Origin of the sequence: Flavobacterium sp. UBA6135 (assembly GCF_002428305.1) — a bacterium.
Classification (GTDB): domain Bacteria; phylum Bacteroidota; class Bacteroidia; order Flavobacteriales; family Flavobacteriaceae; genus Flavobacterium.
Map to the genome: position 1 here is coordinate 64,462 of NZ_DIVJ01000014.1, position 16,004 is coordinate 80,465.

The 16,004-nt window shown below is 33.0% G+C and carries 11 protein-coding genes; 7 read left to right on the plus strand and 4 right to left on the minus strand.

Annotated features, from left to right (window positions below):
* Positions 1-12: 12 nt before the first annotated feature.
* Together B3L86_RS04385 and B3L86_RS04390 are read left to right on the plus strand one after the other, a co-directional pair.
* Positions 13-1,338, plus strand: a complete 1,326-nt coding sequence (locus B3L86_RS04385; protein WP_291115422.1) for a T9SS type A sorting domain-containing protein — start codon at positions 13-15, stop codon at positions 1,336-1,338.
* 178 nt (positions 1,339-1,516) lie between these two features.
* On the plus strand, positions 1,517-2,332 hold the full coding sequence (locus B3L86_RS04390; RefSeq protein ID WP_291115425.1) for a T9SS type A sorting domain-containing protein: 816 nt from the start codon (positions 1,517-1,519) through the stop codon (positions 2,330-2,332).
* 334 nt (positions 2,333-2,666) lie between these two features.
* Here B3L86_RS04390 and B3L86_RS04395 read toward each other — a convergent pair whose 3' ends face one another.
* On the minus strand, positions 2,667-5,153 hold the full coding sequence (locus B3L86_RS04395; protein ID WP_291115428.1) for a T9SS type A sorting domain-containing protein: 2,487 nt from the start codon (positions 5,151-5,153) through the stop codon (positions 2,667-2,669).
* 493 nt (positions 5,154-5,646) lie between these two features.
* On the opposite strand from B3L86_RS04395, the gene B3L86_RS04400 reads away from it, so the two are divergent.
* Genes B3L86_RS04400 through B3L86_RS04420 form a run of 5 tightly spaced genes read left to right on the plus strand, consistent with a single transcriptional unit; the run spans position 5,647 to position 11,502 of the window.
* Positions 5,647-6,540, plus strand: a complete 894-nt coding sequence (locus tag B3L86_RS04400; RefSeq protein ID WP_291115431.1) for an alpha/beta hydrolase — start codon at positions 5,647-5,649, stop codon at positions 6,538-6,540.
* Positions 6,541-6,543: 3 nt separating this feature from the next.
* Positions 6,544-7,521, plus strand: a complete 978-nt coding sequence (locus B3L86_RS04405; RefSeq protein WP_291115433.1) for a DUF4861 family protein — start codon at positions 6,544-6,546, stop codon at positions 7,519-7,521.
* Between the two features lies 1 nt (position 7,522).
* Positions 7,523-8,752 carry a glycoside hydrolase family 88/105 protein gene (locus B3L86_RS04410; protein WP_291115436.1) on the plus strand — a complete coding sequence of 410 codons (1,230 nt, stop codon included), beginning with the start codon at positions 7,523-7,525 and terminating at the stop codon, positions 8,750-8,752.
* A 1-nt stretch (position 8,753) separates the two neighbouring features.
* Positions 8,754-10,754, plus strand: coding sequence for a pectate lyase (gene pelA / locus B3L86_RS04415; protein WP_291115439.1), 2,001 nt, complete (start codon positions 8,754-8,756; stop codon positions 10,752-10,754).
* On the plus strand, positions 10,717-11,502 hold the full coding sequence (locus tag B3L86_RS04420) for a rhamnogalacturonan acetylesterase (protein WP_291115442.1): 786 nt from the start codon (positions 10,717-10,719) through the stop codon (positions 11,500-11,502). The genes pelA and B3L86_RS04420 overlap by 38 nt, the downstream gene beginning before the upstream one ends.
* Before the next feature lie 10 nt (positions 11,503-11,512).
* Here the strand turns inward: B3L86_RS04420 and B3L86_RS04425 are convergent, their stop codons facing one another.
* The 3 genes from B3L86_RS04425 to B3L86_RS04435 all read right to left on the minus strand — a co-directional run bounded on the left by B3L86_RS04425 (position 11,513) and on the right by B3L86_RS04435 (position 15,928).
* Positions 11,513-12,127, minus strand: coding sequence for a 3'-5' exonuclease (locus B3L86_RS04425; protein ID WP_291115445.1), 615 nt, complete (start codon positions 12,125-12,127; stop codon positions 11,513-11,515).
* A 3-nt stretch (positions 12,128-12,130) separates the two neighbouring features.
* A complete protein-coding gene (locus tag B3L86_RS04430) occupies positions 12,131-14,050 on the minus strand; it encodes a DUF294 nucleotidyltransferase-like domain-containing protein (protein WP_291115447.1) in 1,920 nt (639 codons plus the stop codon).
* A 342-nt stretch (positions 14,051-14,392) separates the two neighbouring features.
* A complete protein-coding gene (locus B3L86_RS04435) occupies positions 14,393-15,928 on the minus strand; it encodes a DEAD/DEAH box helicase (RefSeq protein WP_291115450.1) in 1,536 nt (511 codons plus the stop codon).
* Positions 15,929-16,004 lie beyond the last annotated feature (76 nt).

Genomic DNA, 16,004 nt, shown 5'->3' on the forward strand with positions numbered 1-16,004 from the left:
AAAGTAATGGCTATGAAAAAAAAATATTTTTTACTTCTTTTTGTATTTAGTTTTATAAACATTTTTAGTCAAGATTACTATGTGGCTACTCCTCAAGGTTACGGGGCTGCAACTACCGGTGGTGGAGCTGTCACCCCTATAACTGTGACCACTTGGGCAGCGTTAAGAACCCAAATGCAGTCTTCTGGTTCAAAAGTAATTTTGGTTTCCGGTGTGCTAACAGTACCAGCTAACCAACAATTAAGAGCTGTAATTACAAACAAAAGTTTAATTGGACTTCCTGGTGCAAAATTAATAAGCAATACCCAAGTACATCCCGGTGGTGGAATTATTTATCTTAGACCAGGGTCAAATAATGTCATCATCAGAAATTTAATTTTTGAAGGGCCGGGTGCTTATGATATTGACGGCGAAGATTTACTTACTGCCGACGGATGCATTAATTTGTGGGTAGACCACTGCGAATTCCAAGATGGTTTAGACGGTAATTTTGATATAAAAGGATTATCTGACAATATCACCGTTTCGTGGTGTAAATTCACCTATTTAAAACCTCCTGTTCCAGGTGGTTCCGGTGGATCAAATGACCATAGGTTTTCAAACCTTGTGGGTTCAGGGGCGAATGATGCTCCTGCCGATGGCAATTTTAGTGTTACTTTTCAAAGTTGTTTTTGGGGTACAGGTTGTCGTGAAAGAATGCCAAGAGCCAGAAATGCTCAGCTTCATATTTTGAATTGTTATTATAACACAGGCGTTACAAACGCCAGAGCTCTCGGACTAGGTGGTGGCATCAACAACACCACTTGCTTTGTTCAAAACAGTGATTTTTCAGGAATTTCAAATGTTTATACCAACTATCCCGGAGATGGGGGAACAGTGGCACTTGCTTTTAATAATTGTATCAATGGAGCATCCAACATAGGGACGATTACACCTCCAACTTACACCACCACTATAATACCGGTAAATGAAGTAATCACCAATTTAACCGATGCAACCTGTGGAGCAGGAGCAACGCTAAATGTGACTGCTACCGGTGTAATCACACCAAATGAATGTACGTTTTTGGGAGTGGCTGACATTGAAAGTGAAAATAACATTCGTTTGTATCCGAGTTTAGTAAAAGACATTTTGAATATTGAATTATCTGAAAGTAGTTTTGGAAAAACAGAAATTGCGATCTACAATCTAAATGGACAAGAAGTTTTCAACTATGCGGAGAATTCTACTTCAAACAAAATACTACAGTTAAATTTAGAAAAACTGGCCAAGGGAATGTATGTCTGCAAAATAGAAACCAACGAAAGAATAGCTTTCAAAAAATTTATTAAACACTAATTTTTTTTAAAATAATTTTGAGAAATAGTTATTAAAATTGGGTTAAAAATAAAAATCAGACCTGAAATTAAATAAAATATAAAAATTAACTCCTTTTTTTTTGCATTTACAAAAAATACTATTATTTTTATGCAATCGATTGTATTACAAATAAACTTAAACTTTAAAACAAATTATTATGAAGAAAAAATTACTTTTTATGGTTTTTGCTGCTTTAGCAATTACTACAACAGCTACAAATGCTCAGACAACAGTTTGGGATTTTGGAAATAGTACAGACTGGCCAGTGATAAGTGGATATTCCACTAATACTGTTGTTCAAAATTTCGGAATTTTCCCCGGAGAAAATACAGATGGTGTTCCTTTTAGTACCACTGGTCAAGTTGAGTTAAGTTCTAGTGGAGCATATGCCGATGGATATACAGCTGCAAAACGATTCAAATTTAATGGGTCAAGTTACGAAACTGGATTTTCACCTCTATCAACTCCACCAACAAAAAGATATTTTTATTTTGCTGCCGCTGGTCCGGTAACTGTAAAAGTTTGGTTTAGAACAGGTGGTTCTGGACTACGAACACTTTATGTTACAGATGGAACTAATATAGTTGGCTCTCTAGGCTCAGAATCATCGAATGATAGACTTATTTTGACTACTAATTATACAGGAACAACTGCAACAAATTTGTACATAACTAGCGATAACGGTATCAACATCAATAAAATTGAGGTTACCGGAGCATTAGGAACAACTCAGACTCTTGGCGTTAATGACTTTGATCAAATTGCTACAAAAGTACATTCATTCAAGAATCAAGTTTTTGTTTCAAATGTTTTAACCGCAACTGAAGTTAAAGTGTATAACGTATTAGGTGCTTTAGTAAAATCATTTACAACGTCATCTGACACCGATTTCCAATTAAATCAAACGGGTTTATTCATTGTTAATGTAAAAACAGACGAAGGTGAAAAATCAGTTAAAGTACTTTTAAATTAAGACACTTAGTGCTTTAAAAAATTAATGAGTAGTTAATTAATATTTATAGTTTTTGGAAAACAGTAGTAATTTTTTACTACTGTTTTTTTTTGTGTTTGTTTCATTCTAAGGTGGAATAGTACTTCAAATCAATAAAACTATTTTAGGAATCATATTAAAATTTATACCCACAAAAAACAGTTGTATATGCTCATAGCGTATTCATAGTGTATAGTACACATATAACAACCATATATAAGTCATATAGTAGTGCAAGTATACTACTGGTCATTATCCAACAAAAAAAGGCTGTCTCAAAATCTTGAAACAGCCTTTTTACTGGTTATTATGAAATTTATTTCTTGATAATCTTTTGATCTATCGTTCCATTATTCGTTTGAACTTTAACTAAATACATACCATCGCTAAAATCACTCATGTTAAGTACTGAAACCGAACCTTTATAGGTTTGGATTAGTTGACCAACCATAGTATAGACGGATACGCTTTCAATGGTATTTCCATCAGCTATGGCAATGTTCAACTCATTTGTAACCGGATTTGGATAAAAACGAATAGCATCTCTCGTAATCGGATTACCCACACTTAACGTGTTAAATTCTGTTTTAATATAGTATAAATTAGCAACACTGCCTTTTGTTATAGCATGACTTCCGGGAGCAACAGACGGAATAACAACCAAACCGTTTACTGCCGTATAATTTACGTTATCCAATTTGATGGTTCCATTAAAGTTGGGATCTAAAACCAAAGTTAAAGTTGATTCCACCAAAGTAGTATAATTAATTACAGTTGGTGTCTCAATTTTTAATCGAGCGGTTAACGTAAGACCATTGTAAGTGGTAGAACCTGGGTTTGAATTCATATTAGCACTTGTGAACGAATAGAAAGAACTATTCAACACCGATTCAGTGAAATTATGAATTTCATCTCCTTGTGGAACAAAATCACCAATGGTAATACTTCCGCTTCCTGAAACTGGTGTACCACTAGTTCCCGACGTTGTTATCGTAAAATCAACATCCGAAGTTGGAGTCCCGGAAACAGTAACCGTTTTATTAGCAACATTTTTCACAAAAGTGATTCCTGAACTTGGCAATCCGGTAACGGTTACATCAGTAGCAGTACCACCCCAAGAAAATACCATGTTAGTTATTGCAATCCCTTCCGGAACCGTTTGGTCATTGTTAGTTGGTATGTTTAAAACTTGTGGGTTTACAACAACAGGAGTAGTTCCCTGAACAAATACTAATGAAGAAGTATACGAATTCAAAAGAGCTAATAAACCCGGGTTTATTGCATAAGAGGTATCATCAACAGCATTATCGAAAGTCCAAGTGATATCACCTCCACCAACTCGTCCTGAATATTGCATTACTTTTGTTTTTGCAGTTTCAGGATCATCAATTACTAATCCATTCACATAATGAATAGGATTGGTGTCAAAATTATTATAAGTAGCACCACCTTGAGCAGCTGCAACTGAACTTGGAAGAGTTTGATTACGTGTTGTAGCTACAAATGCATCAAATTGAGTTGGATGTGTTGTAGCGTTATAAGGTATAAAGCTTTGTTGTCCAATCATATAATTATTAAACGCTTTTATCATTCCTCCGTTTTCACCTGAAAATGTACCAGGAGCACCATTCAAAATATCAGAACCTTGTTTTGAAATCAACATCGGATATTTGCAATTCCTGAAATAGTTGCCTTCTATAAATAGGGAAGAGGCTAATGTTGAACCTGCACCGTATTTCGAAATTCCATCATAATAATTATTATAAATGTGAACTGTATGGCTTCTTACACGTGGATGACGACTATCGGAATGATCATACCAATTGTGATGATAGGTCAACAATCTTGCCGGTTCAGTTCCATTTCCTAATAAGTTTGACTTTCCGGTATCCCAAAAGTGATTATAGGAAACGGTAACATTTCCGGAACGTTTTACATCCAGTGCTCCATCACCTTTGGCTTGATCGGAAGCACTTCCTGGTAATCCATAAAATAAATCATTGTTATGTACCCAAACATATTCATTGTCTTGTTGTAGTCCTATATTATCTCCTTCACCTGAATTAGTAAGCATAAATCCAAGGTTTCTAATCTGAATATTTGTTCCTTTCTTTACTCTAATTCCCCACCCGTTGGCAAGTGCATCCGAACCAACTCCTTCAAAAGTTATATAACTATTAGGATTGTTGTTGTTTTCAATTACGATATCACCATTATACATATAAGCAAAAGGAGTAATATTTCCAATCAATCTAACAATCAACGGCCGCGTGTCTTGTCCTTTTTTGAAACCATCTAAAATAGCTTGCAAACCCACACAAGGATTTGAATTGGCCCCGGTAACAAACATCGATACCGTGTTTTTATTATTTTGTGTGATGTATAAAATTACAGCATTTGGCTTCACTGTTCCATTCAAGTTATAACCGCCCGGAATTTTACCATTGCTGTGAGCAAAACCATTTCTCTCGTGAGCTAAAACTGTTACACTACTTGAAACTGTTCCCACACCGTCAACATTTCCTGTAACAGGCACCACTTTAAAAGTATAACTACCAGGTGTTAACCCCATAATATCTGCACGAAAATAAGATCCATAACTGCGAATAAGTTGTGTGTCTATAATTTGGTCAGTAAATCCGCCGCCGGTGTAAAACACTTTGTAGCTATCAACTCCCTCAACAGGAGTCCATTTTAAATAACCAGATTCTAACCAACCCGACTGTTCTGTGATTGTTATGGTCTGTGAAAAAGTAGTCACAGTAACCATAAGAAAAGATAAATAAAGTAAAACTTTTTTCATGAGATAATTTGGTAATTTTATATTTATAATTTAATGTAATGGATTACACAAAATTATAGTATATTAAATTATAAAGCAAATATTTTATTGGAAATTAAAAAATAGTAAATATTTTTTATGCTATTAACTGTTTTCATTATGTTTGTTAAGATTATATTGAATCGAATACTCTGAAAATGGGCAAAATAATATGAATTTTAATCAGACAATTATTCGGTTTTTAATCCAATTATATTTTAAAAAGACAAATTTATGTGCCAATAATTACATTTGTTGCTTTAAATTATAAATTAAACAACTGTTTTAATTCTGAAGTATTTTAACATAATAGCACTTTAAGTCACTATAAATGACAGTATATGAAATTTTAACTCATATATTTTATTAAATTACTATATTTTATTATATTTGTGTAATCGATTACTTCTATTTGCGATTCTGTTTTTTTATAATCTTACCTTATAAGTAACAATCAAAAACGAAGTGCTTGCTAATGAAAGACATAACATTTATACTTTTGCTTACACTTGGTACTTTTGGCTTTTCACAAGTTCAAAAGGATACTTCTTATACCATTCAATCAGAATTTAAAAAACAAATCAAAAGCTTTCCTCAAATTGAAGTGGTAAAATCATTAAATAATAATTTTCTTGTAGAAAAAAAAGATATCGTTTATCAAACCATTTCAAATCGCAACCTTCATTTTGATTTTTATTCAAACAATTCAAAAACAATTTCACCTGCCATTATTATGCTTCATGGTGGCGGTTGGAATTCCGGTGATAAATCAATGCTCCAACCCTTGGCTCAACAATTAGCTTTGAATAATTATAAATGTTTTGTAATTGAATACCGATTGTCAGATGAAGCAATATACCCCGCGGCAATTAATGATGTTTTAAAAGCTCTCGAGTTTATTGTTAAAAATGCTACTGATTATAGTATTGATGTGAATAAAATTGTAATTTTAGGCTGTTCTTCCGGAGGTCAAATGGCTTCGTTGATTGGCACAAAATTTAATTCACCAATAAAAGCAATTGTTAATTTAGATGGCATTCTGGCTTTTCATCATCCACAATCCAAAGAAGGTAAATTAGCTTCAAAGTGGTTGGGAGGGACTTATGAAGAAAAACCGGAAGTATGGAAAGATGCTTCAGCTTTATCGCATGTAAGCAAAAATACACCGCCTTTTCTTTTTATCAATAGTCAATATGAACGGTTTCATGCCGGCAGAGATGACATGATTACTAAAATGAAAACGTTCAACATTGATACAAAAATTGAAATGATAAATGACAGTCCACACACTTTTTGGTTGTTTCATCCTTGGTTCGAAAAAACAACAAACTATATAGTAACTTTCTTAGACGAAAAATTAAAATCATAAAGAATGAATTTTACAAAACCGATCATCGCCTTAGCAACAATTTTTACCTTATCCGGTTGCAGTACATCAAAAAATATGCAATCAAAAAATACTTCTACCAAAACATATGCGGAAATCTCTGTGAAAGAAGGAGGAAAGTGGAATGGTAGAAAATACGAAGGAGGTACTTTTAAAAACATAAATCAACTACAAGTTCCGGAAAATCACACCGATCATTCGTTCTATATTCGCTATGAAGGTCCGGGTTGGGAAAGCAACAAAATTGGCTATCGCTTGTATCTCGATTGGAGAAATGCCATTGATATTTTTGGAAAATTAACCGATGAAATGGTTTTACCTAAAGTAGGACAAGACGGTTTTGATTCCTATCATAATATGGACGAATGGGGTGCCGATATTTTAAAAGTAGGCAAAGGTCTAGGTATTGGTTCAATTGGAAGAATGGTAAACAACGAAATGCAACATTTCAAGGAAGTCGATGCCACTTTTGCAAAAGTGGAAAACTTCAATAACAAATCGGTCGTTTCAATCGATTATACAGGATGGAAAACCAACCAACAAAAAACAAATTTAAAATCAGAGTTGTCCATTTTTCCTGATGAACGCTATACAAAACATACCATTCAACTTTCTGAAGCATTGGATGGAATTTGTTCAGGAATTGTAAATTTATATAACTTACCGATGATTCAAAAAGGAAATGATTCTAATAAATGGGCCTATATTGCTACTTATGGAAAACAAACCCTTTTTGATGACAATCTTGGTATGGCTCTATTTTATGAAGTTAAAGATGTTGAAAAAGTTTACCAGGGGCCTCATGATCATTTGATTCAATTTAAACCGACAACCCAACCGATTGATTTCTATTTTTTAGGTGCTTGGGATAAAGAAGTAGGCGGGATTAAAACAGAAAAGGAATTTTTTGAGTATCTTGATACACTATTGAATAAATTAAATACTACAAACAAATTAAACTAACATGGAAGAAAAATTAAAATCAATCCGTTTAATTTTCTGGGCTTTAGCTTTTGTAATTTTATTGGGCTTATTGTTCACGAGTTGTAAATCAGCAACAACCGTTTCTTCCAATGAACTTGTGGTTTCTGATAAATTAAAATGGTCAGAACGGATGGCTCAAACCTTAATGGTAAAACATCCGAATGCTTATGAAATTGATGATAAAACTGAGCCAAAATGGGATTATGTTCATGGATTAGTAATGACTTCCTTTGAAGAATTATATAAAAAAACAAGTAAGAATAAATATTATGATTACGTAAAAGGTTATGCAGATGCCACAATCGATTCCGAAGGAAATATACCAAGTTATAAATTTGAAAACTATAACATTGATATGGTAATCGCCGGTAATCATTTGTTTTATTTATATGAAAAAACGCAAGACAAAAGATATTTAAAAGTATTGCAAACCCTTCGTTCTCAATTGGCAGCACAGCCGAGAACTTCTGAAGGCGGGTTTTGGCATAAAAAAATATATCCCAACCAAATGTGGTTAGATGGTTTGTATATGGGAGCTCCTTTTTATGCTCGCTATACGGTTAGGTATGAAGATGGAAAACAATTGGACGATGTTGCCAAACAATTTGATTTAATTCAAAAAAATCTTTTAGATACAAAAACCGGATTGTTATATCACGGTTGGGATGAAACTAAAGAAATGAATTGGGCAAACAAAGAAACCGGAACTTCACCCAACTTCTGGTCACGATCTTTAGGCTGGTATGCGATGGCTTTAGTAGATGCATTAGATTATTTTCCAGAAAATCATCCGAAACGTCAACAGTTGATTTCATATTTGAATAGTTTGTCTGACGCTTTATTAAAATACCAACATGCATCAGGTTTATGGTACCAAGTGACTGACCAAGGTGATAGAGATAGTAATTATCTCGAAGCTTCAGGTTCTGCAATGTTTGCTTATGCTTTTGCAAAAGGAGCTAACAAAGGATACTTGCCAAAAAAATACAAACAACATGCTGAAAAAGCATTCAATGGTCTAACACGAGATTTAGTGAAAGTGACCCCCGAAGGATATACTATTTTAACGCAAGTTTGTGCCGTAGCCGGTTTGGGTGGTAAAGAAAATAGAGATGGGTCATTTGATTATTATATCAATGAAAAAAAGAAAGACAACGATCCAAAAGCAACCGGACCATTTATCTTGGCAGCTTTAGAACTTGATAAATAGCATGTTGAAATTTAAAACTATAAAAACAATAATTATAGTATTGCTTTTTGTTACAACTGCAAAAGCTCAATTAGTCAATGATTTATCTTGGCGAAACCTCATTTATAAAAGCAGTCCAACTTGGTATGCTTCTGATGAAGCGAAAGCCATAGCTGAAAATGTCTTGTTATACCAACGAGATAATGGTTGTTGGCCGAAAAACATCTTAATGCATCTTCCTCTTTCTGAAAAGGAAAAGAAAGAGTTAATGGCTTCAAAATCAACTGTAAAAGATTGTACGATAGACAATGGAGCAACAAGCCAAGAAATGATTTTTCTATCGAAACTTTATCAACAAAATCCAGATGAACGATACAAAAAGGCGTTTCTTTCCGGTTTAAATTATTTGTTGGAAGCCCAATACGAAAATGGTGGTTGGCCACAGTTTTATCCTTTAAAGAAAGGTTATTCTTCACACATTACGTACAACGACGATGCCATGATTAATGTCTTAAATTTACTAAAAGACATTAATGTGCAAAACAAACCGATTTCAATACAACCCTCTGACGAGCTACTCCAAAAAATAGAAATTGCAATCAATAAAGGAATTGATTGTATACTAAAAACACAATACTTACAAAACGGTATCCTTACAAGTTGGTGTGCTCAACATAATGAATTTACATTACTTCCTGAAGCAGCTCGAAGTTTTGAATTGGCCTCTTTGAGTGGTGGTGAATCAGCAAAAATTGTCTTGTTTTTAATGGCAATTGAAAATCCCTCCAATAAAGTAATAACAGCAGTAAATAATGCCGTGGCTTGGTTTGAAAAAACAAAAATTACCAACCTAAAAGAAGAATTGATTGTTGATGAAAATGGAAAAGTTATTGAAAAAATTATGATTCCATCGCAAAATGAAAAACCCATTTGGGCTCGCTTTATGGAGTTAGAAAACAACAAACCTATTTTTTGTGATAGAGATGGCATCAAAAAAGAAACTATCGCTGAAATCAGTCTCGAAAGAAGGTTGGGTTATGCTTGGTATGTAAACGCTCCTCAAAAAGTGTTAGATACCTATGAAAAATGGAAATTAAAAAATGTAATAAAAAAACCTAAAGACGAAACGAATCTTGTGGTGGCTTTAGATGAATCAGGGGATTTTACATCCATTCAAGAAGCGATTGATCAATCAAAAGCATTTCCGGATGAACGAATTACTATTTTTATAAAAAATGGAATTTATAAAGAAAAAATTAAAATCCATGAATGGAATACAAACATCACGCTGCTTGGTGAAAGCAAAGAAAAAACCATAATCACATTTGATGATTATTTTAATAAAATGGGATTAGGACGAAATAGTACTTTTTATACCTATACATTACTCGTTCAGGCAGATGATACTGTTTTAAAAAATCTCACTATCGAAAATTCTTCCGGAGAAATAGGTCAAGCTGTTGCATTATCTGTTACTTCAAATAGAGTAGGAGTAATCAATTGCAATCTTCTTGGAAATCAAGATACCTTGTATGCCACCGGAACAGGAAAACAATATTATAAAGCGTGTTATATTGAGGGAACTACCGATTTTATCTTTGGAAGTGCCACTGCTTTTTTTGAAAATTGCCAAATCCACAGCAAAAAAGATTCTTATATCACAGCAGCATCAACTCCAAAAGATACTCATTTTGGTTATGTTTTTAAGAATTGTAGACTAACCGCAGCCGAACAAATTACAAAAGTCTATTTGGGTCGTCCGTGGCGTAATCATGCTAAAACCGTATTTTTAAATTGCGAATTAGGAAGTCATATTTTACCTGAGGGTTGGCACAACTGGTCAAAACCCGAAGCAGAAAAAACAACTTTTTATGCGGAATATAATAATAATGGAAAAGGAGCTGCTACGAATCTAAGAGTGAAATGGGCACAACAACTTACGAAGAAACAAATAAAAAAATATACACTAAAAAACATTTTAGCAGATGAATCAACAAATCCATTTTGGTATGCGAAATTATAAGTTTTTAATACTTTCAACAGTTTTATTTTTAGGATGTAAAACTATTTCTGTAGAAGAAAAATCTTTGCCACCTATTACTATTTTTATGATTGGTGATTCCACCATGGCCAACAAAAAAAATCCGGATACCAATCCGGAACGAGGTTGGGGACAACTATTGAACCAATTTTTTAATGAAAAAGTAACTGTTAAAAATCATGCAGTAAATGGAAGAAGCACCAAAAGTTTTAGAGAGTTAAATCACTGGCAATCTGTTCATGATTCTTTGCAGGCCGGAAATTATGTTTTTATTCAGTTTGGGCATAATGATGGAAAAGAAACTGATCCGGTGCGTTATACAAACCCACAAACATCCTATCGTTATAACTTAATACGATATGTTGAAGAAACCAGAGCCAAAGAGGCAATTCCCATTTTGTTTTCATCAATCGCAAGAAGACGATTCAACGAACAAGGCGTCTTGTTAGATGCACACGGAAACTATACATTAATGGCTCGTTTGGTGGCACAAGAATTGAATGTGCCATTTTTTGACATGCAATACCTTACAGAAAACATGGAAATATCCTATGGTGTTGAAGCATCTAAAAAACTGCACTTGCATTTTGCTCCAGGAGAAAATGATTATTTCCCTGAAGGAATTACTGATAATACTCATTTATCGGTTTTAGGAGCTACTGAAATTTGTAAACTTTTTGTAGAAGAGCTAAAAAAACAAAATTCAATTTTGGTTAATTATTTAAAATAGTTAATCAAAATCAAATTGCGAGGCGTTTCTTCAATTTTAAAAAAACTAAAGCTGTAATGAATGCATCGCCGGAAGCCGTATGTCGATCGCTTTTCTCAACTTTTAGAATCTTACAAAGTTCGTCTAAACTAGAATGTTGATCTTCTTGTAAACCTTTGAATTTTTGATACATCGCATCAGTATCCATACTGTCATTCTTGAGTTTTCCAACATCCAATCGTTTGAGAGCTTGGTTTATCATTTCTATATCAAAACTCACGTGATGGCCCACAAGTGTAGCGTCTTTTATAAAATCTAAAAAACGAATAACGGCTTCTGCTTCTACAATTTTTTCTTCTTTTCCTTCTTTCAAAATACCATGAATACTTGCTGTTTCTGATTTGTAAACATCTTGCTTTATGAAAAGTTCTAGATAATCATTTACAATCACAGCTTTGTCAATTACTGCCACTGCACCAATGGATAAAATAACATCTTTCTTGAAATCCAATCCTGTTGTTTCACAATCAAAAACAACAAACCTTTTAGGTGAAGCGGTATCAGGTTCTTTCTCAAAATTCTTGAGGTAATTTTCCCAAAATTTTGGATAATCTTTGCTAACTTTTTTAAACCAATCAAAAACCATAAGCTATGTAAAATAAGTGAGTTGAAAACGGTTTTTAATGGAATCTTGAATATCCCTAATTGGTTGGAAAGAGTTCTTAAGCTTTACTTTATCTGACTTTGATAAATCATTCAAATTCAAATACCTACCATTAGAATTATTTAACAATCCTTCTTCTGTTCTGAATAAGGTTAGAATTGAAAAAGCTTCTGCACAACTTTCAAACAAATCAGCGTTTTGTGGCTCTAATTCTGCCATTTTTTTAAACCGTTGAAAGGTATTATTTATACCTCTTACACCTTGGCTTAAAACCAACAATCTTGCGGCATCAATCAATGGCATGATGGCTCTGCTTTTTATATCAAACGTATCTTTATGTTCGCCATCATCTTCTACTAAAAATTGTCGAAAAAAGCCCAAAGGAGGTGGGTTTTTTAAAGCATCTGTACCTAAATAAGCAAAAAATAATTGGTTATTTTCTACATTTTTAAAAATATTTTCTGTGATTGCGTCTACTAATTTTTCATCGCCATAAATAAAGTCATAATCAAAGAAAATAGAACACATTAATATACCTTTTTCACCCGGTTTGTTTATCCAAGAGTTATATTGTTTGTTCCAATCGGTCACTGATTTACACCACATTGGATTGCTTGCCATCATTTCTGCCGGACATAATTCATAACCAATTTTATGAAGTGTTTTGGTTACTTTATCAGCCAATTCTAAGAAATATTTTTTTACTGCATCATAACGTTCCTCTTCAACATCTTCAAAAACTAAGGCATTGTCTTGATCTGTCATCAACAACTGCTCTTTTCTTCCTTGACTGCCAATATTCATCCAAGCAAATCGGGTAGGGGGAGTTTGATCCATTTTTTCAATAGCCAATTCAACGGCTCTTTTTGTAATGCCAATATTAATTTCACCAACCAAATTACAAATATGTTGAATCGGAATGTTCTTGTCTAAAGAATTTTGAATCAAGTCAGAAAGCTTATCTCGTATTGCTTTCAATTCTTTTGATCGAGTAGCTCTTTTAGTTTGCTTTAATAAAACACCCGGGTTATTGGCCTGAGCAACAACCACATCATGTTCTGAAATGATGCCCATGATTTTTGATTTGTTTGTTCCATCAAGAGTGACACACAAATGGCCCACATTGTGTTTTAACATCATTAACTGTGTTTCTGCAACAGAAATATTTTCTGGCACTGTAATTACTGGGGCTGACATAATTTGTTCAACAGGAATGGATATGGGAAAAGTACCTGTTGCAATTTTTGAACGCAAATCTTTGTCCGTTATAATTCCAATCGGTAATTCTTTTTCTTCAATGATAATACTACCGATTTTATGTTGTGTCATGAGTTGTGCAACAGATTGAACAGCTGTTTTTCGACTGGTTGTAATTGGATTTTTAACATATGAAATGGGTTGAAAATATTGAATTTCAGAACTCTGATCATCATAAATTACATTTTCAGAAATTAATTTACCTTTATTTTCTTTATCATACGGATTCCTGGTGTTGGAAGCAAAACTCTCCAACAAGAAACTTAAAACGTCTTGATTTTGTAACACATAAGGTTTGAAAACTTCAATAGGAATGGCATATAATAAACTTTCTTCTCTAGCTTTAGCCGTCATTAAATAGTCATTTTTAGCAAAAAAAGGGCGAAGTCCTAAAATATCACCTTCGTCACATTTATCAATCAAGGCTTCTTCAGCATCAGATGTTACCGAAAGACCTATGGCACCTTCTTTTACAACATAAAAAAAAGGGTGTGTTTTATCACCAACTTTGAATAAAACATGGTTTTTCTCCACATGAACCACATGAACCTCGTTGGAAATTGTTACTAATTCTGAATAAGTTAAACTGAAAAAAGGTGGGTAATTTTTTAAAAAATCCGCAATTCGTTCAGCAATTGAATTTTTCATACAAAAAATAATTATAGCTATAAAGTTACATAAAATCTATAAATTTGATTGTCCAATTTATTTATTAGTTTTATAAATTGACTTAAATATTAATAATGAATAAGTCATTATCTTCTTTAGATTCTCATTCTCTTTGATGGTTCTATTTGTTCAATTCATTTGAATGTTGAATACCAAATAATTGTTCGTGATTAAATAATTTCTTTTCATTCTTGTGCTTTTAAAATAGTTTCTAAGTTGCTATAAAACAATTAAGAAGTTATAAATAGAGTATGTGTTCATAAATTTTCTATTTTACATAATATAAATTATAGTTTAAATAATGTACAACTTTAAAATTGACTAATCCAATTCCATGGCACGAATTCTAAACGTTCTTCCGATGGCAAGTACTAATTTAACTTTGTAATCTTCTATCAACCAATCTCTATAATTCTTTGTAGCATTATTTAAACAATTTGCATAGTGACGCATTCTGCTTTCAATATCTTCTTCCAATAACTTTGCTAAAGCTTTGGCTTCATTTAATGTTTCAGAATTTTTAACACACATTAAGGCATGTTGGTTTACAGATTTTTCCAAAACAACTTTTGGACGCTGTAAAGATTGTACGGCTAATTTATATTCATTTTCAACATCAAATGAAATGTCAGCAGTTTTTGAAAAAAGTGCTCTAATTTCCGGTGGCATTTTATAGGTAAAATAACGTTCAATTTCCACATCATCTCTGAGGTTTTGAATATACTGTTCCGGATATTTAAAAATATGATGCCAATCAAAAGGATCGGTCCATAAACCAAAACGAACAGCATTATTACCTAAATCTACAATTGTAAAAGTATTCTTATTGGGGAGGTTTCGTGAACCTCTACCAATCATTTGCAAATACAATGTCAGTGATTTTGTAGCTCTATTTAAGATAATACATTCCACTGTGGGTTCATCAAAACCCGTAGTTAATATGCCAACTGATGTTAAAATAGCATCCGGTGTGTTTTTAAACCATTCTAAAATATCTTTACGTTCTTCAGCAGAATTTGTATTATCAAGATGTTTGATAACAAATCCGGCTTGTTTGAATGTTTCCAAAACCTGAATGGATGTCTTGATCCCGTTATTAAAAATCAATGTTTTCTTACCGAAACAGTGACTTTTATAGGCATGAACTAATTTCTCTTGTAAAGCAATATTGGTATATAATTCATCAGAAGATTTTACGGTATAATCTCCGTTAATTCCAATTTTCAGGCTAGTGAGACCAACATCATAACTATACGTTGTTGCCTTTGCCAAATAACCTTTTTCAACTAAAGATGCAATGGATTCTCCAACCAAAAGCTCATTATAATTTTCATACATCGGAAGTTTGAAATTGGAACTGAGCGGCGTTGCAGTAACACCCAAAACAAAGGAATTTTTAAAAGAGCTTAATAGTTTTCTAAATGAATTATAATGTGCCTCATCAATAATTACCAAACCTACATTATTGATTTCAAGCTTCTCATCTAACAGTCTGTTTTTCAGAGTTTCAACCATCGCAACAAAACAAGAATAATCATCTTGATCTGGGATTTCTTTTAAGCTGCTGTTGATGATTTTATTTTTGACATCAAAACCTTTTAAAATTTTTGAAGTTTGCTTACATAACTCAATTCTGTGGGTTAAAATGACAACCTTTTTATCATGTTTTTCAATGTATCTCCTAACAATTTCAGAAAAAATAACGGTCTTGCCTCCTCCTGTTGGCAATTGATATAATAAATGATGATTGGAAGATTTGTTGTCAATTCTATCGAAAATAGTATCAATATCGCCCAATTGATAACAATAAAGTTGTTTTTTTTCTTCGTATTCTTTTAGTAACTCTTTTGTTTTCATTACAGTTGGCTGATGTAAATTCGATTTTTGCAAAAATACACACAAAAACTGCATTTTAGGTTACTTTTTAACTGGA

Bases quoted from the DNA above. Each gene is read 5' to 3' on its own strand.
- B3L86_RS04385 (WP_291115422.1), top strand. From the start codon at position 13: ATGAAAAAAAAATATTTTTTACTTCTTTTTGTATTTAGTTTTATAAAC.
- B3L86_RS04390 (WP_291115425.1), top strand. From the start codon at position 1,517: ATGAAGAAAAAATTACTTTTTATGGTTTTTGCTGCTTTAGCAATTACT.
- B3L86_RS04395 (WP_291115428.1), bottom strand. From the start codon at position 5,153: ATGAAAAAAGTTTTACTTTATTTATCTTTTCTTATGGTTACTGTGACT.
- B3L86_RS04400 (WP_291115431.1), top strand. From the start codon at position 5,647: ATGAAAGACATAACATTTATACTTTTGCTTACACTTGGTACTTTTGGC.
- B3L86_RS04405 (WP_291115433.1), top strand. From the start codon at position 6,544: ATGAATTTTACAAAACCGATCATCGCCTTAGCAACAATTTTTACCTTA.
- B3L86_RS04410 (WP_291115436.1), top strand. From the start codon at position 7,523: ATGGAAGAAAAATTAAAATCAATCCGTTTAATTTTCTGGGCTTTAGCT.
- pelA (WP_291115439.1), top strand. From the start codon at position 8,754: ATGTTGAAATTTAAAACTATAAAAACAATAATTATAGTATTGCTTTTT.
- B3L86_RS04420 (WP_291115442.1), top strand. From the start codon at position 10,717: ATGAATCAACAAATCCATTTTGGTATGCGAAATTATAAGTTTTTAATA.
- B3L86_RS04425 (WP_291115445.1), bottom strand. From the start codon at position 12,127: ATGGTTTTTGATTGGTTTAAAAAAGTTAGCAAAGATTATCCAAAATTT.
- B3L86_RS04430 (WP_291115447.1), bottom strand. From the start codon at position 14,050: ATGAAAAATTCAATTGCTGAACGAATTGCGGATTTTTTAAAAAATTAC.
- B3L86_RS04435 (WP_291115450.1), bottom strand. From the start codon at position 15,928: ATGAAAACAAAAGAGTTACTAAAAGAATACGAAGAAAAAAAACAACTT.